The organism is Acidimicrobiales bacterium (assembly GCA_036399815.1).
In the GTDB taxonomy this organism is placed as follows: domain Bacteria; phylum Actinomycetota; class Acidimicrobiia; order Acidimicrobiales; family DASWMK01; genus DASWMK01.
In genome coordinates, this window is sequence record DASWMK010000153.1 from 1 (window position 1) to 19,862 (window position 19,862).

Here is a 19,862-nt window from a genome sequence, read left to right on the forward strand (position 1 = left end):
CTCGCCGACGTCGTAGCGCCGGGCGCCGGGCTGGAACTCGTCGACGTAGAGCACCAGCCCGGCGAAGTCCTCGCTCCCCCGCCGGGTGATCCAGCTGTGCTCGATGGGCACGCCGTCCCGGTGCTCGGGGGCCACGTACAGGAACCCGAGGCTGTACGGGCCGAGCAGCCACTTGTAGAAGGCGCACGCCAGCCAGTCGGGGCGCACGGCGGCGACGTCGACGGGCATGGCGCCGAGCGCCTGGGTGGCGTCGACCACGAACGTGGCGCCGACCGCCCTGGCCGCCTCGCCCACGGCAACGACGTCGACGAGGGTGCCGTCGGTCCAGTGGCACGGCGGGACGGCGACGACGGCCGTCCGCTCGTCGACGGCGTCGAGCACCCCACGGGTCCAGTCGCCGTCGGGGGGCCGGGGCACGGCGTGCACCACGCCGCCCGTCCTCGCGGCCACCACCCGCCACACGTAGACGTTCGACGGGAACTGGTCGGCCAGCACCACGACCCGGCGGCCGTCGCCGACGTGGACGTTGGCGGCCGCGGTGGCCAGCGCGTAGCTGACCGACGGGACGAAGGCGATGCCGTCGTCGTCCACGCCGACCAGCCGGGCGACGGCGGCCCGCAGCTCGGCCACCGGCTCGAAGAAGTCCCCGGCCCCGACCGACCACGGGTGCAGCTTGGCGGCGAGCCCGGTGCGGCCGGCCTCGGCGGCGTCGAGGGACAGCGGGCCCAGGTAGGCGGCGTTCAGGTAGGCGACGTCGTCGGGGATGTCGAACCGGTGCCGCTGGGGCGGGAGGGGAGTGGCGGGCACGGTGGAAGTATGGGCGACGTGACGACCCGGGTCGCCCTGCTGGTCACCTGCGTGGTGGACGTCGTCGAGCCCGAGGTCGGGGTGGCGGCCGTGCGGCTGCTGCGGGCGGCCGGCTGCGAGGTGTCGTTCCCGGCCCGCCAGACCTGCTGCGGCCAGCCGGCCTGGAACGGCGGCTTCACGGCCGACGCCGCCCGGGTGGCCAGGACCACGCTCGAGGCGCTGGCCGCCGACGGGGCCGACGCCGTCGTCGTGCCGGCCGGCTCGTGCGCCACCATGGTCCGGCACGGCTGGCCGGAGGTGTTCGACCTGGTCGGCGACGCCGAGGCGGCGGCGACGGCGCGCGAGGTGGCGTCGAGGACGGCGGAGCTGTCCGAGTTCCTGGCCGGCCGGTCGCTGCCGCCCCTCGCCCTGCCCGGGCGGGAGCGGGTCGCCTACCACCACTCGTGCCACCTGCTCCGCGAGCTGCGGGTGCACGACCAGCCCGAGGCCCTGCTCGACCGGGTCGACGGCTGCTCCCGCGTCGAGTGGCCGGAGGACGAGCGCTGCTGCGGCTTCGGCGGCCTGTTCAGCACGAAGCTGCCCGAGACGTCGGAGGCGATGGCCGACGACAAGCTCGACTCGCTGGCTCGCACGGGCGCGTCCGTCGTGGTCAGCGCCGACAGCTCGTGCCTCGTGCACCTGCGGGCCAGGGCCGAGGCGCGCGGCCTGCCCGTCCGCACCCGCCACCTGGCCGAGGTGCTGGCCGACGCCCTGCCCGGCGGCGGGTCGTGAGCGGCCAGCACCAGCTGCCGGGGACGACCCTGCGGGAGCGCACCAGCCGGGCCGTGGCCGACCCCGTGCTCCGGCAGCGGACCCGCCGGGCCGTCGACCGCTTCGGCCTCGGCCGGCTGATGGCGCTCGACGCCGTGGAGGACGCTGACGGCCTGCGTCGGGCGGCCAGGGCGGTCAAGGCCGAGGTCCTCGCCGACCTGCCGGCCGTCCTCGAGCGCCTGGCCGACCGGCTGGCGGCCAACGGCGTGTCCGTGCACTGGGCGACCGACGCCGCCGACGCCAACGCCCACATCGCCGCCATCGCCGCCCGGCGGGGCCGGGCGACGGTCGTGAAGTCGAAGTCGATGGCGACCGAGGAGACGGGCCTCAACGACGCCCTGGAGGCGGCCGGCTGCCGCGTGGTGGAGACCGACCTCGGCGAGTGGATCGTGCAGCTGGCCAGGGAGACGCCGAGCCACCTCATCGCCCCGGCGCTCCACCACGACCGCCACTCGGTGGCCGACCTGTTCGAGCGGACGACGGGCGCCGCCGGCGTCGCCGCGGTGCCCGAGGAGCTCAACGCGTGGGCCAGGGCCCGGCTGCGGGAGGAGTTCCTGCGGGCCGACGTCGGCGTGACCGGGGTGAACTTCGCCGTCGCCGAGACCGGCTCGCTGGTGCTCGTGACCAACGAGGGCAACGGGCGGATGGTGACGACCCTGCCGCCCGTGCACGTCGCCGTGCTCGGCATGGAGCGGGTGGTGGCCACGTGGGACCAGCTCGACCTGCTGCTCGGCCTGCTCGGCCGGTCGGCGTCGGGCCAGTGGCTGACCAGCTACACGACCGTGCTGACCGGCCCCCGGCGCGAGGGCGAGGTCGACGGCCCGGAGGAGAGCCACGTGGTGATCCTCGACAACGGCCGGTCGGACATCCTCGGCGGCGAGTACCACGAGATGCTGGCCTGCATCCGCTGCGGCGCCTGCCTGAACACCTGCCCCGTGTACCGCCAGGTCGGCGGCCACAGCTACGGCTGGGTCTACTCGGGGCCGATGGGGGCGGTGCTCACCCCGCTCCTCGCCCGCCAGTACGAGGAGGCGGCCGAGGTGGCCGACGCCTCGACCCTGTGCGGCGCCTGCATGGACGCCTGCCCGGTCGGCATCCCGCTCCAGGACCTGCTGCTCGGGCTGCGGCGCGACAAGGCGGCCGGCGCCCCCCTGGCCCGGCGGGCGGCGTGGCGGGCGTGGTCGGCGGCCTGGTCGTCGCCCGCCGGCTACCGGGCCACCACCCGGGGCGCGGCGGCCGGGAGCCGCCTCCTCGGGCCGGTCGCCGGCCGCCTGCCGGTGGCCCGGGCGTGGTCGCACGGCCGCTCGCTCCCGACCCCCGCCCGCCGCCGCTTCCGTGACCGCTGGGCCGCCGGGGACGTGTGACCGTGCCCCGACCGGAGTCGACCGCGGACGGCCTGCTGCCGCGCCGCCCCGACGACGTCCGCCCCGCAAGGGCAGGCGCGACGGCGGCCCGACCGGAGTCGACCGCCGACGGCCTGCCGCGCCGCCCCGACGACGGCCGGCCCGCAGAGGCAGGCGCGACGGCGGCCCGACGGGAGTCGACCGCGGGCAGTCTGCCGCGCCGTCCCGGCGGCGACCGGCCTGCGGGGCGGGCGTGACGGTGGCCGGACCGGCCGAGACCGGCGACCGGGAGGCGTTCCTCGCCCGCCTGCGGGGCCGGCTGGCCGGCGGCGTCCCGGCCAACCCGGTCCACCCGCTGCCGCCGCCGCTCACCGAGGTCCCGCCCGTCGTCCCCCGCGACCTCGACCGGGCCGACCTGGCCGGGACGTTCGAGCGGGCGGCGACGGCGGTCGCCGCCGTCGTCCACCGCGTCCCCGACGGCGGGCCGCCCCTCGACGTGCTGGCCGAGGTGGTCGCCGCCCACGGCGTCCGCCGGGCGGTGACGTCCGCCGAGCCCGAGGCGATCGCCGCCGGGGAGGCGCTGGCCGGGCTCCGCGTCGAGGTGGCCCCCTACGACCGGACGACCGGCGCCGCAGCCGACCTCGGGGTGACGGGGGCGGTCGCCGCCGTCGCCGCCACCGGATCGGTCGTGATCGACGCCGCCGTCGCCGGCGGCCGGGGCGCCAGCCTGCTGCCGACCGTCCACCTGTGCCTCGTCCCGGTCGCCCGCCTGGTGGCGACGCCGGCCGACGTCCTCCGCGCGCTCGGCGGCACCCGCCCGCCGTCGGCCCTCGTGCTCGTCACCGGCCCGAGCCGCACCGGCGACATCGAGCAGCTGCTCACCCTCGGCGTGCACGGCCCGGTCGCCGTCCACGTCGTCCTCGTCGGCGCCTGACGACCGGCCGCCGCGGGACGCCCCTGCCGACCCGCCGCCCACCGCCCGTCGCCGCCGACGCAGCAATCCCGCCCGGACGCGCCGGTGCCCGTGCCGGGGCGGGCACGGGCACCGGGCGGAGGGAACGGGTGCGGGTCAGGCGGCGGTGGCGGCGGCGGTGCCCGGCCTCGACCGGCGGGCGCCGGTGAGCCAGGTGCCGGCGGCGCCGCAGCGGCAGCGCCAGTGGACCTCGATGCCCTCCGCCGTGTTGGACATCCCCACGATGTTCGACACCGACAGGAGGACCTCTCGCTCGTGGCCGGGGCAGTAGACGGAGAACATGGATTGGACTGTAACAGCCGTCTCACCCATTGCCAATGCGATGACCAATCGGCATACTGTGGCGGATGGCACCACCGGAACAGGACCTCGTCGCCCGGCTCGGCGACTGGACCAGGGGCACCGGCCCGCTGTACGCCCGCCTGGCCGACGCCATCGGGCGCCTGGTCGACAGCGGCGTGCTCGCACCCGGCACCCTGCTCCCGCCGGAGCGCCGCCTCGCCCCCCTCCTCCACGTCAGCCGCACGACCGTCGTCGCCGCCTACGACCGCCTGAAGCGGACCGGCCGGCTGGTCAGCCGCCAGGGCAGCGGCACGAGGGTGGCCCCCAACGTGGGCGGTCCCGTCGGCGCTTCCGCGGTGGTCGACCGGGGCCCCAACGACGTGTTCCGCAGCCTGCTCGCCGACCCGGACGCCACCATCGACCTCAGCGCCGCCTGCCCGCCAGTCTCGCCGGTGGTCGTGGAGGCGCTGGCGACCATCGACCCGCGAGACCTCGTCGCCCTCACCTCGAGCCACGGCTACCAGCCGGCCGGGCTGCCGGCCCTCCGCCAGGCCGTCGCCGACCACCTCACCGCCACCGGCCTCGCCACGACGGCCGACGAGGTCATCGTCACGACCGGCGCCCAGCAGGCCATCTCGCTCGTCGCCTCGCTGTTCGTCCGCCCGGGCGACGCCGTGCTCGTGGAGGAGGCGACCTACCCGGGCGCGCTCGACGCCTTCCGGGCCGCCGGCGCCCGCCTCGTCGCCGTCCCCCTGGACGAGGGCGGCCTGCGGGTCGACGCCGTCGCCGACCTGGTGGACCGGGCCCAGCCCCGCCTGCTGTACACGGTGCCGACCTACCAGAACCCGACGGCCTCGGTAATGGACTCCCCCCGCCGCCGGTCGCTGGCCCGATTGGCATCGGCCGCCGGGGTGCCGATCGTCGAGGACACCGCCATCGCCGACCTCCATCTGTCCGGGCCGGTGCCCCCGCCGCCGATCGCCGCCTTCGACGGCGACGCCGTCCTCTGCGTCGGCTCCCTCGGCAAGGTGCTGTGGGGCGGCCTGCGGGTCGGCTGGGTGCGGGCGCCCGAGGCGACCGTCGCCCGCCTCGCCCGCCTCCGGGCCGTCGCCGACCTGGGCGGCCCGCTGCTCAGCCAGGCGATCGGCGCCCGCCTCGTCCCCCGCATCGACGAGGCCGTGCGCCACCGCACCGAGCACCTGCTGAAGTCGCGCGACCGCCTGGCCGCCGAGCTGTCGGCCCTGCTCCCCGAGTGGACGTTCCGCGTCCCGGACGGCGGCACCGTGCTGTGGGCCAGGCTGCCGGCCGGCGACGCCCGGTCGTTCGCCCAGGTGGCGCTGCGCTTCGGCGTCGCCATCGTCGCCGGCCCGGCGCTCTCGCCCACCGGCGGGTTCACCGACCACGTGCGGATCCCGTTCATCGCCGAGCCCGACGCGCTGGGCGAGGCCGTCCGCCGGCTGGCGGCGGCGTGGCGGGCCTACGCGCCCGGCGTCGGCACCGACTTCACGTCCGAGCCCGTCCTCGGCTGACCGGTCCGCCGGGCGCCCGCAGCATCCCCCACCCCGGCCCGCCCGCCCGCTTTCATGGGGGCCGGATGGTCCCCTCCGATCTCGCCGTCGCCGGCGCGACGGCGCACCACGGGTGGTCGCCGTGACCGATCTGCTCGACGCTCCCGCGGCCCCCGGCGACGGCCTGGCCGCCCGCACCAGGGTCGTGCTCGACACGTCGGTGCTGATCTCGGACCCGGAGGCCCTCACCGCCTTCCCCGACGCCGACGGCGTCATCCCGCTCGTCGTGATCGAGGAGCTGGACCAGCACAAGACCCGCATGGACGACGTCGGCCGGGCGGCGAGGGCCGTCCTGCGCTCGATCGAGGAGCTGCGGGTGGCCAACGGCGGCGACATCCGGGAGCCGGTGGCCGTCCCCGGCGGCGGCACCCTCCGCATCGAGACCAACGGCCTGCACGTGGCCGAGGTCGCCGCCCAGGGGCTCGACCCCGCCAAGGCCGACAACCGCATCCTCGCCGCCGCCCTGGGCCAGGCGGCGGCCGGGCCGGTCACGGTCGTGTCCAACGACGCCGCCCTGCGCATCAAGGCGGCGCAGCTCGGGCTGCGGGCCATCGAGCACCACCGCCGGCGGGCCCATCCCGGCGCCCGGCCCACGGGGTGGCGCACGGTCGAGGTCGCCCCCGAGGTGGTGGACGACGTGTACGCCGGCGGGGTGGACGCGGACGACGCCGGCGTGGCCATGGGCGCCGACCAGTACGCCGTGCTGCGGGCCGGCAGCCAGTCGGCCCTCGTCCGGCGGCGGGGCCGGCGGCTGACCCCGCTGCTGCGGACGCCGGAGGCGTGGGGCCTGCGCCCCCGGTCGAAGGAGCAGCAGTTCGCCCTCGACCTCCTCCTCGACCCCGAGGTGGCGGTCGTCGCCCTCGACGGCGTGGCCGGCACCGGCAAGACGGTGCTGGCGCTGGCCGCCGGCCTCGACCAGGTGGTCGAGCAGGCGACCTACGACAAGGTCGCCGTGTACCGGCCGGTCGTCCCCGTCGGCAAGGCCGAGCTCGGCTTCCTGCCCGGCAGCCTGGACGAGAAGCTGCACCCGTGGATGACGGCGGTGACCGACGCCCTCGTGGCGCTCACCGAGCGCCGCAGCCACGCCGACGCCCGGGCCATCCTCGAGGAGCTGACCTCCCGGGAGAAGCTGACCCTCGAGGCGGTGACGTTCCTGCGGGGCCGGTCGCTCCAGGGCACCTACGTGCTCGTCGACGAGGCCCAGAACCTGGAGCCGACGACCCTGAAGACCATCCTCACCCGGGTGGGCGACGGGACGAAGGTCGTGTTCACCGGCGACACCAGCCAGATCGACGCGCCCTACCTCTCCGAGCACAACAACGCCGTGTCGGTGCTGATCGACGCGTTCGCCGGGGAGCGCTGCTTCGGCCACGTCCGCCTCGTGCACTGCGAGCGGTCGGACGTCGCCTCGCTGGCCGCCGACCGCCTCTGACGGCGCGCCCCGGCGACGGCGCCGGGCGGCGCGTGACGTGCGCCATCCGGCGTGGTTACGCCCGAAACCCCGTGGTAGGAGTGTTCAGCAGTAAATCGGGCGGCGGGGTCGACCCCCCTCCCGGCCCCGTCGCCCACCGATCTCCAAGGGACTCCTCCGTTGGCGAACGCCTCACCGTCGATGCCCGGCCAGCCCCCGCGCCCCGAGTGGATGATCCTCGGAAAGTGCCAGGGCCATACCCGCCTGTTCTTCCCTCCACTCGCCGAACGTCCCCAGGCGAGGGTGCGCCGTGAGGCCAAGGCGCGGCGCATCTGCGACTCGTGCCCCGTGGTCGTCGAGTGCCGCTGGTACGCCCGGCTGAACCGGGAGTACGGCTACTGGGGCGGCGAGAACGAGGAGGAGCGGGCGGCCGCCGGCTACTCGGTGCCGTCGCCCATCGGCGGCCGTTCCCGCCGCGGCTCGTTCGGGGCCACCGCGTCGGCCTGACGCCGGTCGCACGCCCGGCGGCCGGCCCCGTCGCCCGCCCGCCCCCTAGCAGTCGGCCGGGTCGATCTCGGCGAAGGCGCCGTCGTCGGCCAGCAGCGCCTGGAGCGCGCTCACCGGGATGGCGAGCCCGAGGTCGGTGCTCGACTCCACGGCGAACACCACGCCGACCAGCCGCCCCTGCTCGTCCACGAGCGGACCGCCCGAGTTCCCGGGCCGGAGCTGGGCCGTCACCCGCAGCACCTCGGACTCCTCGCCGTAGTGGGCGCCGGCCTGGTAGTCGACGACCTCCCCGTCGGAGAAGGCGAGCTGGGACCCGAGCGGGTAGCCGACGGCGCTGACGGCCGAGCCCGGGCGGGGGTCGTCGTCGGCGGGGACGATGGCCGGCGGCAGGTCGCCCTCCACGCGGGCGACGGCCAGGTCGGCCCGGGTGGCGGTGGACGCCACGCCGACGTCGAAGGTGCGCCCGTCCCACGTGCTCACCTGGAGCTCCCCGGCGCCCTCGACCACGTGGCGGTTGGTGACGAGCATGCCGTCGCCGATGACGACCCCCGACCCGGTGGCCAGCCCCTCGCACACCCGGTTGCGGACCCGCACGGTCGCCTGCTCGGCGAGGCGGGCGACGGACTCGGCCCGCACGTCGACGGCGGCCGGCAGCGCGTCCTCGCCGGGCGGCGGCGGCGCCACGCACCCGGCGGCGGCGAGGGCCACCGCCAGCCCGGCCAGCGCGGCGAGCGGGCGGCGGCGCCGGCGGCGGGTCGGGTCAGTCGGGCAGCCCACCGAGGGCGTCCACGAGGTCGGCGCCGGCCCGCCGGGCGGCCACGCAGGCCGAGACGGCGGCGTCGGCCAGGTCGCGCACCGTCGCGTCGTCCACGGCGGCGTCGGCGGCCGCCGCCCGCAGCTCCTCGACCGCGACGGTGCACTGGTCGATCAGGTCGGCGACCTCGGCGGCGCCGGCCGCCGCGCCGGCCGTCCCCTCGGCCACCTCGCGCTGGTCCTCGGCCTGGGCCTTCTCGTTGGCCAGCTGGCGGATGCGGGCCTCGAGGCTGGCGACGTCCCGCTCGGAGACCGCCACCTGGGCGGCCAGCTGCTCGGCCCGCTCGCCCCGGGCGATGGCGAGGTCGCGCCACCGGTCGCCGTTGCGCCACGAGACGACGGCGAGGGCGGCGCAGGCGACGGCGACGACCACCAGCACCGTGCAGGCGGTGACGGCGAAGCGCCGGGTCGGCCCGCCCTCGGGCACGATCGTGAGCCCGTCGCCGAGCCGGGCGGCCGGGAGGCGGGGGACGTCGGGCGGCTCCAGCGGGACGGTGCGCCCCCAGGGCGGCTCGGGCCCGGCCGGCTCGGCGGGCCCCGTCCCCGGTTGCCATCCCCAGCCGCCCGGCGCGGTCACGGCTAGGCCCCGTCGAGGGCGCGAAGGAGGTCGACGACGAGGTCGGCGGCCGACTCGATGCCGACCGACAGGCGGACGAGGTTGGCGGGCACCTCGATCGACGACCCGGCCGTGGAGAGGTGCGTCATCCGGCCCGGGTGCTCGATGAGGGACTCGACGGCGCCGAGCGACTCGGCCAGGGTGAACACCCGGGTGCCGCCGGCGGCGGCGACGGCCGCCTCCTCGCCGCCCTTGGTGGTGAACGACACCATCGCCCCGAAGTCGCTCATCTGCTTGACCGCCACGTCGTGGCCGGGATGGGTCGGCAGGCCCGGCCACAGCACCTGCTCGACCGCCGGATGGGCGGCCAGGGCCTCGGCGACGACGCGGGCGTTGGCGCAGGCCCGGTCCATCCGCACGGGGAGGGTCTTCACGCCGCGGAGGACGAGGAAGCAGTCGAGCGGCCCGGGCACGGCGCCGATGGCGAACTGGAAGAAGCCGATGCGCTCGGCGAGCTCGTCGTCGTCGGTGGCCACGAACCCGCCGACCACGTCCGAGTGCCCGCCCAGGTACTTCGTGGTGGAGTGGACGACGACGTCGGCGCCGAGCTCGAGCGGGCGCTGGAGGTACGGGGTGGCGAACGTGTTGTCGACCACGCAGCGGGCGCCCCGCTCGTGGGCGAACGCGGCGACGGCGGCGATGTCGACGATGCCGAGGAGCGGGTTGGTGGGCGACTCGACCCACACCATGCGGGTCTCGTCCCGCCAGGCGGCCGCCAGCGCCGAGAAGTCGGTGAGGTCGGCGGTCGTGCACGGGACGCCGGCCGGACCGAACACCCGGGTGACCATGCGGTAGGTGCCGCCGTACACGTCGTTGCCGAGCACGACGTGGTCGCCGGGGGCGAGCGTGCGGAGCACGGCGTCCTCGCCGGCCAGGCCGCTGGCGAAGGCGAACCCGTGGCGGGCGCCCTCGAGGTCGGTGAGGCAGTCCTCGAGCGCCGTCCTCGTCGGGTTGCCGCTGCGGCTGTACTCGTACCCGCGGTGCTCGCCGACCGCGTCCTGCGCGTACGTCGAGGTCAGGTACACGGGCGTGACGACGGCACCCGTCGTCGGGTCCGGCCGCTGGCCGGCGTGGATCGCCCTCGTCTCGAAGTCCCAGTCCCGTTCCCGGTCCACGGAGCGCCGTCCTACCCCTGCCGGTGGGCCAGGAAGTCCAGGACGTCGTGGCGGGTGAGCACCCCGACCGGGTGGCCGGCGTCGAGCACGAGCACGGCCGACGCCCGCTCGAGCGCCTCGACCGCCACCTCGACGGGCTCGCCGGCGCCGACGGTGGGGAGCGGCGGGCCCATCGCCTCGGCGACCGGCCGGTCGAGGAGGCCGGGCTGGTTGAAGGCCTTGTCCATGAGGTCGACGTCCTGCACGGCCCCGACGACCTCGGCGACGGCCAGCGGCGGCTCGGCCTTCACGACCGGGAGCTGGGACACCTCGTACTCCCGGAGGAGGGAGATGGCGGCCCTGACGGGCTCGTCGGGGTGGACGTGGACGAGGGCGGGCAGGCGGTTCTCCTTGCGGGAGAGGACGTCGCCGGCCGTCTGGCCGCCGGAGCGGAGGAAGCCGAAGTCGGCCATCCAGGCGTCGTTGTAGAGCTTGGACAGGTAGCCCCGGCCGGAGTCGGGGAAGAGGACGACGACCACGTCGTCGGGGCCGAGGTCGCGCCCGACCTCGAGCGCCGCCCACACGGCCGTGCCGCACGAGCCGCCGACGAGGATCCCCTCCTCCCTGGTGATGCGCCGCGCCGTCAGGAACGAGTCGCGGTCGCTCACCATGACGACGCGGTCGACGGCGGACGGGTCGTAGGTCGTCGGCCAGAAGTCCTCGCCGATGCCCTCGACCAGGTAGGGCCGCCCCGACCCGCCCGAGTACACCGAGCCCTCGGGGTCGGCGCCGACGATCTGGATGTCGGGGTTCTGGGACTTCAGGTAGCGGGAGACGCCGGTGATCGTGCCGCCGGTGCCGATGCTCGTGACGAAGTGGGTGATCCGGCCGGCGGTCTGCCGCCAGATCTCCGGCCCGGTCGACGCCACGTGGGCTGCCGGGTTCTCCGGGTTGTGGTACTGGTCGGGCTTGTAGGCGCCCGGGATCTCCTCGGCCAGGCGGTTCGAGACCGAGTAGTAGGAGTCGGGGTGCTCGGGGGCGACGGTCGTCGGGCAGACGATCACCTCGGCGCCGTAGGCCCGCAGCAGCGAGACCTTGTCCTGGCTGATCTTGTCGGGCATGACGAAGATGCAGCGGTAGCGGCGGCGGGCGGCGACGATGGCGAGGCCCACGCCGGTGTTGCCCGAGGTCGGCTCGACGATGGTGCCCCCCGGCTTCAGCAGCCCGGCCCGCTCGGCGGCGTCGACCATGGCCACCGCCGGCCGCTCCTTCACGCTGCCGCCCGGGTTCATCATCTCGAGCTTGGCGAGCAGGTGGCAGGACAGGTCGCGGGCCATGCGGTCGAGGCGGACGAGGGGCGTCTCCCCGATCAGGTCGAGGAGGGAGTCGGCCGCGTCCATCGCCGGGCCCGGGTCGGTGACGGGCCGCACGTCGACGCCGGGGATCCCCGTGGCGGGCGGCGCGTCGGTGTGCAGGGTGACCGGCAGGCCGGCCCGGTGGAGGGCCGTCGCCCACCGGGCGTCGGCGCCGGGCGGGCCGATCACGCCGACGTCGCGGGGCAGGTGGGTGCGCACGTCGGCGACCAGCTCGGGCGGCGGCTCCGCGCCCGAGCCGCGGACGACGTGGCGGGCCCTGGCGAGGAGTCGCTCGGGGACGACGGCGTCCTCGACGACGACGAGCATGTCCACCACTCCGTTGTAGCCGACCATCACCCACTTGCGCGATGGGGGTCTTTACGCTCGGGTCGCGACCGGCCACCGCACCCACCGGGGGGACCCTGTGAGCCGACGCCCCATCGTGTACGGGCTCGACATCGAGACCGACACCAGCGACGACGGCACCGATCCGCAGGTCGCCTGCGTGCGGACCGTCGCCCTGTCGAGTGAGGGCTGTGACGAGGTGTTCTCCGGGGACGAGGCGGACCTGCTGGCCGAGCTGGACGAGCGGTTGGCCGCCCTCCCGCCCGGCGTGCTGGCCACGTGGAACGGCGCCGCCTTCGACCTGCCGTTCCTCGCCGACCGGGCCGCGGTGTGCGGCGTCGCCATCGGCCTCCGGCTCCGCCACGACGCCCGCATCGGGCTGCGCCGGGCGCCGCTGCCCGGCCACCCGGGCGCCTACCGGGCGTCCTGGTACGGGCACCACCACCTCGACGCCTACCGGCTCTATCGGGGCGACGTCCCGGCGTCCCCCCGGGTCCCCGGCGGGCTGCGCTCGCTCGTGCGCCTCGTCGGGCTCCGCGTGGTCGAGGTCGACCGGGACCACGTGCGCGAGCTGGAGCGGGAGGTGCGCCACGCGTACGCGCCGGGCGACGCCCGCCTCGCCCGGGTCCTGACCGAGCGGCGCTGGCCGGCGGCCCGGTCGTACATCGACCGCCGGGTGCCCGACCGCGGCCCGTGGGTGCCGCCCTGGCTCGTGGTCGAGCCTGAGCCTCAGGTCGAGGTCGAGGTGGAGGTCCTCGTCGGCGCCGGCGTCGGCGGCGGGGGCGGCTGGTCCTCCATGCCCGTCGACTTCGACGGCGCCGTCCGGGTGGTCGAGGTCGACCACTGGGACGACGAGGACGCGGGGCCCGACACCGTCGACGCCCCCGACCTCGTGGGGTCGACCGCCGAGGCCGATCGGGGCGACGAGGACGCCGCGCCCGCCGCAGCTGCCGACGACCCGCACGAACCTGAGCTCGTGCTCACCGCCCATGCCGACGCGGCCCCGGTCGACGACCCGCACCTCGTCGAAGCCGACGCCGTCGTCGACGTCACCGTCCACGCCGACGCCGCCAACACATCCCCCCTGCTCGCCGACCCCGTCGAGGCGGCGCCCCACGTCGACCTGACCGCCCACGCAGACGCCGCCGCGGACGACGCCCCCGACGCATCCCGCCTGCTCGCCGACCCCGTCGAGGCGGCGACCCAGGTCGACCTGACCGTCCAAACGGCCGCCGCCGCCGCCAACGACGCCCCGGACGCACCTGACCTCGTCGCCGAGGCGCGCGACGCCGACGCCGACGCCGTGGTCGATCTCACCGCCCACGCCGACGACGCCGCGGACGACGCCCCAGACGCGCCCCACCTCGTCGCCGAGCCCGTGGAGCCCGACCCAGTCGTCGACCTCACCGCCCACGCCGACGCCACCGAGGACGACGCCCGGGACGCACCCCACCGCGTCGCCGAGCCCGTCGAGGCGACGACCGAGGCCAACGCGGTGGTCGACCTCGCCGTCCATGCCGAGGCAGAGCCCGACGCCGCGTCGACCTCGGGCCCCGAGACGCCGAGCCCGAGCCTGTTCGACCAGGAGGCGCCGGACCCGGACCTCGACGCTCCCCAGGCCGAGGTCGCCTGAGCCTCCACCTCAGGTCGAGGCTCACCGCCCCGGTGCCGGCGGCTCGCCGGCTGCCTAGGTTGGCCCGGTGCCCGGCGCTCCCCTCGCCCTGACGGACCGGTTCTTCGACGCCGTCCGCTGGGCCGGCGAGCTCCACCGCCACCAGTCCCGCAACACCACCGCCGTGCCCTACCTGGCCCACCTCCTCGCCGTGTGCGCGCTCGTCCTCGAGGACGACGGCGACGAGGACGAGGCGATCGCCGCCCTGCTCCACGACGCCGTCGAGGACGCCGGCGGCGCACCGGTCCTGGCGGAGATCGAGCGGCGCTACGGCCCCGCCGTCGCCGCCGTCGTCGAGGCGTGCAGCGACACCGACCGGACGCCGAAGCCGCCGTGGCGGGAGCGCAAGGCCGCCTTCCTGGGGCGACTCGCCGACGGCGACCTCCCACCCGGCACCCTCCGGGTCGTCGCCGCCGACAAGCTCCACAACGCGTGGTCGCTCCTCGCCGCCGTACGGGCCGAGGGCGACCGGGCGCTCGACCACTTCAACGCCGGTGCCGCCGACCAGCGCTGGTACCACCGGACCGTCGCCGAGGTGATCGCCCGCCGCCATCCCGGCCGCCTGGCCGACGAGCTGTCGGCGGTCGTGGCCGAGCTGGACGAGGCCCTGGGCCACGCCGACGACGACGCCGGCCGGCGTTCCTGTCACACGTCCCCGGCATGATGCCCGGCACCTGAATCGCGGCCTCCCGGAGGGTCTCTCCCCGGGCCGGAGCCGCCTCCCCGCCCCACGGCCGGAAGGACGCTCCGATGGACGCCGCCCCCGATCTCCCCGACCCGCACGCGCCGTGCAGGTGGCCGACCGGATCCATGCCGGACGACGAGCCGCACGGCCCGCGCCCACGCCCGGAGCAGCAGCTCGTCCGCTTCCTCACGCTCGTCGAGCGGGTCGCGCACGCCCGTGGTTGGGGTGCGCCGGCCCAGCTGGTCCGGATCGACCCCGACGACGGCGACGAGGACGGCGTCGCCGTCGCCGTGCTCCCGCTGCCGGCCGGGTCGCATCCCGAGGTCGCGCTGCTCGGGCTGCGGGCCCCCCGCTCGTGGCCGACGCTCGGCCTCGTCGCCGAGGGCGACGCCGCACCCGTCGGTGCCGTGCCGGGGACCGGCTGCCGGCCGACCGCCGCCGGACGCGACGGCGGCCCCTTCGCGGCTGCCCCGACGCCCGTCGCTCCGGGTGCCCCACCGCCCGGAGCCCCCGCCAGCTCGCCGCGCTGCCGGCCATCTCGGCAGCGGTCGGCGCCCGACCGGGGGCACCGCCGCCGCGTCCGTGTCGCCCTCCTCGCCGCCCGGTCCGGCACGGTGGTCTCCCGGGTTCGCGTGGCCGGCGACCCACCGGTCGTCGCCGTGCACCGCCCGGGCGAGGCGCCCACCGGCCGGCTCGTCGACCTCCTCCTGCGCGCCCTCGACGTCCCGACGCCGCCACCCCCACCCACGACCACCGAGCTGTGGGCGAGGCTCTGGCTCGACGCCGTGGCGACGGCGACGCCGGCCCCGGCCACGTGGGACGCGGCCGCCGCGCTCCATCCTGCGCTGCCGGCAGCCGGGCCGTCCCACGCTTCGCCGGACGCGCTCGCTGAGGCCGGTGCGGTGGCCGGGGCGCTGATGACGTGGGAGCGCCTGCGCCGTGACGCGGCGGGCGGCACGTGGACCGCACCCCGGCTGACCGCCGCCGACGCCGGCTGGATGGACGCCGGCGGCTTCGCCCGCTGGGTCCTCGCCGAGCTACCCGCACTCGACACCCTGGCCGCGGCCGTCCGGTCCCGTGTCCCGCCCGACGTGGCCGACGGCGTCACTGCCGTCCTCGATCGGTGCGGCCTCGGTTGACGGCTCGCCGGCCTCATGTGCTCCCCGCAGCGCCGCGCCAGGTTCCGGCCGGGTGCGAGCCCGACATCGCTCGCATGACTCGTACCGATGCTCACGCGCCCGTCGGGCGGGAGGGCGACCGCGACGCCCGTGGTACCGACGACAAAGAGCCCGCCGGGCGCAACGGCGACCCCAGCGCCGCGCGCACCGACCAGCACGAGCGCGCCGGGCGCGGCCACGACACCAACGCCCCCCGTACCGACGAGCACGAGCCCGCCCGCCGCGGCCACCACGCCACCGCCTCGCATACCGGCGAGCACGAGCCCGCCGGCGTCCACCGCGCCAGCGCCCGTCGTACCGGCGAGCAAGAGCTTGCCGAGCGCGGCCGGGGCCGTCGCACGAGATCGGCGCGCCGGTCCACGCCGACCACCGCCGACGGCATCCGCCCGATCGACGCGGCCCGGCGAGCGAGGTCGGGCCGATACGTCCGTCCCCCGGCCCGCCACGGCTGGCCGGGTCGGCGGCCGGCGTCAGTCCTCGGACGGCGCCCGCGCCTGCTCGACGGCGGCGGTGACGCTCTCGGCAAGTGGCGCGAGCGCCTCCGGGGCCGTCGTGGCGTAGTCGTAGACGGACCCGCCGATCGACGCCGTGTCCGCCAGCGAGCGTGCGAAGTTCTCGTACTCCTGCTCGGTTGCCTCGTCGCCGATGCCGCCGATGCCGTGGACCACGGCGTCCGGCTGGCCCAGGTTGGCGCGGAGGCGGCGGGTGCTTTCCTCGTTGTAGCGGTAGCCGTCGCCATAACCGGACTCCGTCGACCGGAACGTCCAGTAGCTCATCGGCAGCCACACGTCGTAGAGGTCGGCGAGGGCCCGCCACGGGAACGACGGCCAGTACGCGGGGTTGACGACCTCGGTCTGGACCGGCGGGAGCACGATGGCGCCGACGGCCTGGTCGCCGACCGCTTCGCGCAGACGCTCGGAGAGGTCGACGAGGCGGCGCCCCCGCTCGACCGGGTCGGGCACGTCCTCGGTCCACTCGATGTCGACGGCGATGCCGTCGAAGCGGTGCCCCGCCACCTCGAAGCGGTCGATGGCGAGAAGGTGGTCCAGGTCCGTGCCCACGTCCGCAAACTTCGGCAGGTACCAGCCCACCACCCGCATCCCCCGCTGGTGGGCCCGAACGATCAGCGGCGCCATCGCACGTGGGTCGACGAGTGGCCCCGGCGAACGCTCGTCCTCCCTGGCCGCCTGGAGGAACAGGGTCCCGACCCCGGCGTCGGCCATCCGGTCGACGTCATCGATCGTGACGGTAACCCCGGCGTCGCCCGCGTACGCCGGGACGAAGTCGAAGGCGTCGACCCACGTCCCGAACCCGGCGTAGGCGTCGACCGTCCGCGCCGGCGACTCGGTTCGCGCGAGGCCGCCGATCGCCGAGCCCACGCCCCGGCCGACCCATGTCGTCCCGCCCCGGGCGCCGACCGTGATCGCGACGCCGAGCACGGCGATCACAACGGCGACGGCCCCGATCAGCCGTGGTGCACCGGCGGGCACGCGCACGGCGTCACGGTAGCCAGCGACGCTCCCCCGCCCGGAGGACCCCGTCGGCGCCCCGCACAGGGCGGCACCGCCCTCGGCGCCGCCACTCCCGCTCGGCATCGCGCCCGACGACCCGACGCCACGACGCCGCGAGGACGCCGACGGCGCCGACCGCCGACCCCCGACACGCCAGCGACGCCGACGCCGTCGCTGCTGCGCCGTGCCCGTGGTCCGCCCCGGCGATGTGACCACCGTGGGCCGGCCTGGTCGAGCGGCGGGGCGCGCACCGCCACTCGGCTGCGCCCAGCGGCCACGGTGACGTGACGAGCGACGAACCCGACGCCCACAGGACGGACTGCAGCCGGCCCGGGCCCGCCTCGACCTCCAAGCACGCGACTCGCCCGCGGTGCGAATCGACGCGGCGCGCCCTGTCGCGCCGGCGCGACACCGGCGAGTTCAAGGCGACGCGCCCCGTCGCGGCCACGCGACACCAGCGAGTGCGTCGCCGCCCGCGCCCGCGCCCGCGCCGACGCGCCACCGGCGAGTGCAACGCGGCGCGCCCTGTCGCGCCCGCGAGGTGCGAGGTCAGTGATGCGCCAGGTGGCAGCGCCAGGAGCGAGTCGCACCCGGCGCCGTAGCCGCCGCACGTCAGGAGCCGGTCGACCTCCGGCTCTCGACCGCCGTCCAGGAGAAGACGCCCTTGGCCATGAGCGACCGTTCGACAGCCACCCTCGCCTCGGCCACCTCGGCCCTGACGTCGGCTGCGGTCGCGTCGGCGGGCGCCACCTGGGCCGCCCACTCGGCAAGCTGGCCGGCGAGCCGGAGCGACCGCTCGTCCCCGGCGGCGAGGAGCGCCCGTGCCCGGTCGACGAGCACGCCGGTGCCGCCGGCGAGGGCCGCGACCTCCTCGGCGACGGCGGCGTCGGGCGCCGGCTTGAGCCGGGCGGGGTTCCCGTCCCACCAGCCTCCGTAGAGCCGCCACAGGTTCCGGACGACGAACTCGGGCTCGTCGTAGACGGGCCGCAACCAGGGACGGTCGATCAGGTCGGCGGGCGGCCGCACGGCCGTGAGGATGCGGTCGAGCGTCGCGCCCTCGTTCATGAGGTCGAGCGTCTGCTGGCACAGCGACTCGAGCAGCGCGGCCGCGTCGGTCAGCACCGTGCGGACGGCGGCGGCACCCGCCACCGGGAGACCGTGCCCCGGCAGAAGGACCTCCGCATCGAGCGACGCCATGCGACGCAGCGCCACTGCCCACTCGAGCGGATAGCGCTGCACCTTCTGCGGGTTGCCGCAGTTCGGCACCGACCAGATCACGAAGTCGCCGGCGAACAGCGTCCGCTCGTCGGGCACCCACACCCAGGTGGCGTCGTCGGTCTCGCCCCGGCCGTGGTGGAGCTCGACCCGCCGCCCGCCTACGTCCAGCACGAGCTCGTCCCGGTACGTCCGGTCGGGATAGCGATACGCGGTCGGCCACTGGTAGCCCGGCATGCGGAACTGCCGGCCGTTGATGACGCCGTTGTACCCGGCGGTCAGGCGGTAGCGGTCGAACCGCGCCGGGAGCGCCTCGTGGGCGACGACCACCGGTCGCGGCCGACCGGCCTCGTCCGCCTCGGCCTCGTAGCGCTCGACGCCGAACACGTGGTCGATGTGCCCGTGGGTGAAGACGACCGTCGACACCGGCGCGTCCGTCCATCCGCGCAGCTGCTCGTGCGCCGACCCGCTGAGCTCCCGGCTGCCGGTGTCCACGACGACCAGCCCGTCACGGGTCCGCAGCGCGGCCACGTTGGCGAACGACGGGACGAAGAACACGTCGTCGCCGACCGCCTCGCCCACGCCGCCGACGGCGAACGGGTGGGTGTCGAGGTCGGCCTCACCGGCCAGGATCCGCCGCGACCGCTCCAGCAGCCCACCATCACCGACGGCGGCGGCCACCGCCTCAGTCGTTCCCGGTGCGCTGGTTGTAGTCCTCGATCGCCGCGTCCGCCTCCGACTGGATCTGCGACAGCACGGCGTCGGGCTCGGACCCTGCGATCAGCCGCTCCAGCCCGCTCTGCACCGCCTCGCGCACGTCGTCGTAGCCGCCGATCACCGGCCCGGCGCCGCCGGGCGGGTCGCCGCCCGACGTGAGCTGCTCGAACGCCACCCGGAACCCGGGCCGCTCGTCCCACAGGTCCGTCACGTCGGGGAGCTCGGCCGCCGACTCGCGGATCGGGATGTACCCCGTCCCCACGTGCCACCGCGCCTGCTGCTCGGGCTCGTCGAGCCACTTCAGGAAGTCCCAGGCCGCCGCCTGCTCCTCCTCCGACGACCGGTTGACGATCCAGAGCGCTGCTCCACCGGCCGCCACCCCGCCCGGGTTGTCCGCGGCGAGCGACGGGAAGGCGCCGACTCCCGGCTCGACGTTCGGGAAGTCCCCGCCCGCGAGCACGTCGTACACCGAGCCGAGCGCGGCCGACGTGCCGATCGTCATCGCCGCCTGCCCCGTGCCGACGGCCAGCAGGTGGTCGGCCCCGCTGGTGTTGCGGCCGACGCTCACCGCCAGCCCGTCGTCGACCATGTCCTTCACCCAGGTGACCGCCTCGAGCGACGCCTCGTTGTCGAAGGTCGCCGCCGTCGCCCGCCCGGCCCGGCCGTTCTCGTTGTCGACCACCGTCTGGCCGGTCAGGTTCAGCCACTGCTCCACGTACCAGGCCGACAGCTCGATGGCCATCCCGTACTGCGCGGCGCCCGAGTCCACGATCGTCTGCGACGTCTCCCGGAGCTCGTCGAGCGTCGCCGGCGGCGCGTCCGGGTCGAGCCCGGCGGCCTCGAACGCCTTGCGGTTGTAGAACAGCACGGGGTTCGAGACGTTGAACGGCATCGGCCAGAGCACGTCCTCGACGGAGAACTCGGACAGCACCCGCGGCAGGAAGTCCGACGTGTCGTAGC

The 19,862-nt window shown here is 76.3% G+C and carries 18 protein-coding genes; 9 read left to right on the forward strand and 9 right to left on the reverse strand.

The window, feature by feature from the left end; translation table 11 throughout:
• Nucleotides 1–807, reverse strand: an 807-nt coding sequence (locus tag VGB14_10985) for an aminotransferase class V-fold PLP-dependent enzyme (GenBank protein HEX9993442.1), incomplete at its 3' end; no start/stop codon positions are given.
• 9 nt (nt 808–816) lie between these two features.
• Here VGB14_10985 and VGB14_10990 point away from each other — a divergent pair.
• From VGB14_10990 to VGB14_11000, 3 genes are all read left to right on the forward strand, one after another.
• Entirely contained in the window at nt 817–1,578 is a 762-nt protein-coding gene (locus tag VGB14_10990) for a (Fe-S)-binding protein (protein HEX9993443.1), read from the forward strand.
• Nucleotides 1,575–2,981, forward strand: a complete 1,407-nt coding sequence (locus VGB14_10995; GenBank protein HEX9993444.1) for a LutB/LldF family L-lactate oxidation iron-sulfur protein — start codon at nt 1,575–1,577, stop codon at nt 2,979–2,981. The genes VGB14_10990 and VGB14_10995 overlap by 4 nt, the downstream gene beginning before the upstream one ends.
• A gap of 232 nt (nt 2,982–3,213) precedes the next feature.
• Entirely contained in the window at nt 3,214–3,894 is a 681-nt protein-coding gene (locus tag VGB14_11000; protein HEX9993445.1) for an LUD domain-containing protein, read from the forward strand.
• A 135-nt stretch (nt 3,895–4,029) separates the two neighbouring features.
• Here VGB14_11000 and VGB14_11005 read toward each other — a convergent pair whose 3' ends face one another.
• Nucleotides 4,030–4,215 (reverse strand): hypothetical protein, encoded by a 186-nt coding sequence (locus tag VGB14_11005; GenBank protein ID HEX9993446.1) that lies wholly within the window; start codon nt 4,213–4,215, stop codon nt 4,030–4,032.
• A 65-nt stretch (nt 4,216–4,280) separates the two neighbouring features.
• Between VGB14_11005 and VGB14_11010 the strand changes: the two genes are divergently transcribed.
• The 3 genes from VGB14_11010 to VGB14_11020 all read left to right on the forward strand — a co-directional run bounded on the left by VGB14_11010 (nt 4,281) and on the right by VGB14_11020 (nt 7,701).
• Complete coding sequence (locus tag VGB14_11010; GenBank protein ID HEX9993447.1) at nt 4,281–5,744, forward strand: PLP-dependent aminotransferase family protein; 1,464 nt, start codon at nt 4,281–4,283, stop codon at nt 5,742–5,744.
• 121 nt (nt 5,745–5,865) lie between these two features.
• A complete protein-coding gene (locus VGB14_11015) occupies nt 5,866–7,215 on the forward strand; it encodes a PhoH family protein (protein ID HEX9993448.1) in 1,350 nt (449 codons plus the stop codon).
• Between the two features lie 210 nt (nt 7,216–7,425).
• Nucleotides 7,426–7,701 carry a WhiB family transcriptional regulator gene (locus VGB14_11020; GenBank protein HEX9993449.1) on the forward strand — a complete coding sequence of 92 codons (276 nt, stop codon included), beginning with the start codon at nt 7,426–7,428 and terminating at the stop codon, nt 7,699–7,701.
• A 45-nt stretch (nt 7,702–7,746) separates the two neighbouring features.
• Here VGB14_11020 and VGB14_11025 read toward each other — a convergent pair whose 3' ends face one another.
• Genes VGB14_11025 through VGB14_11040 form a run of 4 tightly spaced genes read right to left on the reverse strand, consistent with a single transcriptional unit; the run spans nt 7,747 to nt 11,906 of the window.
• Nucleotides 7,747–8,478: a serine protease gene (locus VGB14_11025; protein ID HEX9993450.1), complete on the reverse strand. Its 732-nt coding sequence runs from the start codon at nt 8,476–8,478 to the stop codon at nt 7,747–7,749.
• Nucleotides 8,462–9,091: a hypothetical protein gene (locus tag VGB14_11030; protein ID HEX9993451.1), complete on the reverse strand. Its 630-nt coding sequence runs from the start codon at nt 9,089–9,091 to the stop codon at nt 8,462–8,464. Before VGB14_11030 ends, VGB14_11025 begins: the two co-directional genes overlap by 17 nt.
• Before the next feature lie 2 nt (nt 9,092–9,093).
• A complete protein-coding gene (locus VGB14_11035; protein HEX9993452.1) occupies nt 9,094–10,245 on the reverse strand; it encodes a cystathionine gamma-synthase in 1,152 nt (383 codons plus the stop codon).
• Between the two features lie 11 nt (nt 10,246–10,256).
• The gene (locus VGB14_11040; protein ID HEX9993453.1) at nt 10,257–11,906 is read right to left on the reverse strand and encodes a cystathionine beta-synthase; all 1,650 of its coding nucleotides are present in this window, start codon (nt 11,904–11,906) and stop codon (nt 10,257–10,259) included.
• A gap of 97 nt (nt 11,907–12,003) precedes the next feature.
• On the opposite strand from VGB14_11040, the gene VGB14_11045 reads away from it, so the two are divergent.
• The 3 genes from VGB14_11045 to VGB14_11055 all read left to right on the forward strand — a co-directional run bounded on the left by VGB14_11045 (nt 12,004) and on the right by VGB14_11055 (nt 15,420).
• The gene (locus VGB14_11045) at nt 12,004–13,557 is read left to right on the forward strand and encodes a hypothetical protein (protein HEX9993454.1); all 1,554 of its coding nucleotides are present in this window, start codon (nt 12,004–12,006) and stop codon (nt 13,555–13,557) included.
• Between the two features lie 67 nt (nt 13,558–13,624).
• Nucleotides 13,625–14,260, forward strand: a complete 636-nt coding sequence (locus tag VGB14_11050) for an HD domain-containing protein (GenBank protein ID HEX9993455.1) — start codon at nt 13,625–13,627, stop codon at nt 14,258–14,260.
• Nucleotides 14,261–14,406: 146 nt separating this feature from the next.
• Nucleotides 14,407–15,420: a hypothetical protein gene (locus VGB14_11055; GenBank protein HEX9993456.1), complete on the forward strand. Its 1,014-nt coding sequence runs from the start codon at nt 14,407–14,409 to the stop codon at nt 15,418–15,420.
• Between the two features lie 509 nt (nt 15,421–15,929).
• On the opposite strand, the gene VGB14_11060 is transcribed toward VGB14_11055, so the two are convergent.
• The 3 genes from VGB14_11060 to VGB14_11070 form a co-directional block, all read right to left on the reverse strand.
• Nucleotides 15,930–16,955, reverse strand: coding sequence for a hypothetical protein (locus VGB14_11060; protein ID HEX9993457.1), 1,026 nt, complete (start codon nt 16,953–16,955; stop codon nt 15,930–15,932).
• A 627-nt stretch (nt 16,956–17,582) separates the two neighbouring features.
• Nucleotides 17,583–18,866: an alkyl sulfatase dimerization domain-containing protein gene (locus VGB14_11065; protein ID HEX9993458.1), complete on the reverse strand. Its 1,284-nt coding sequence runs from the start codon at nt 18,864–18,866 to the stop codon at nt 17,583–17,585.
• Between the two features lie 4 nt (nt 18,867–18,870).
• A partial coding sequence (locus VGB14_11070; protein HEX9993459.1) for an extracellular solute-binding protein occupies nt 18,871–19,862 on the reverse strand: 992 nt, incomplete at its 5' end.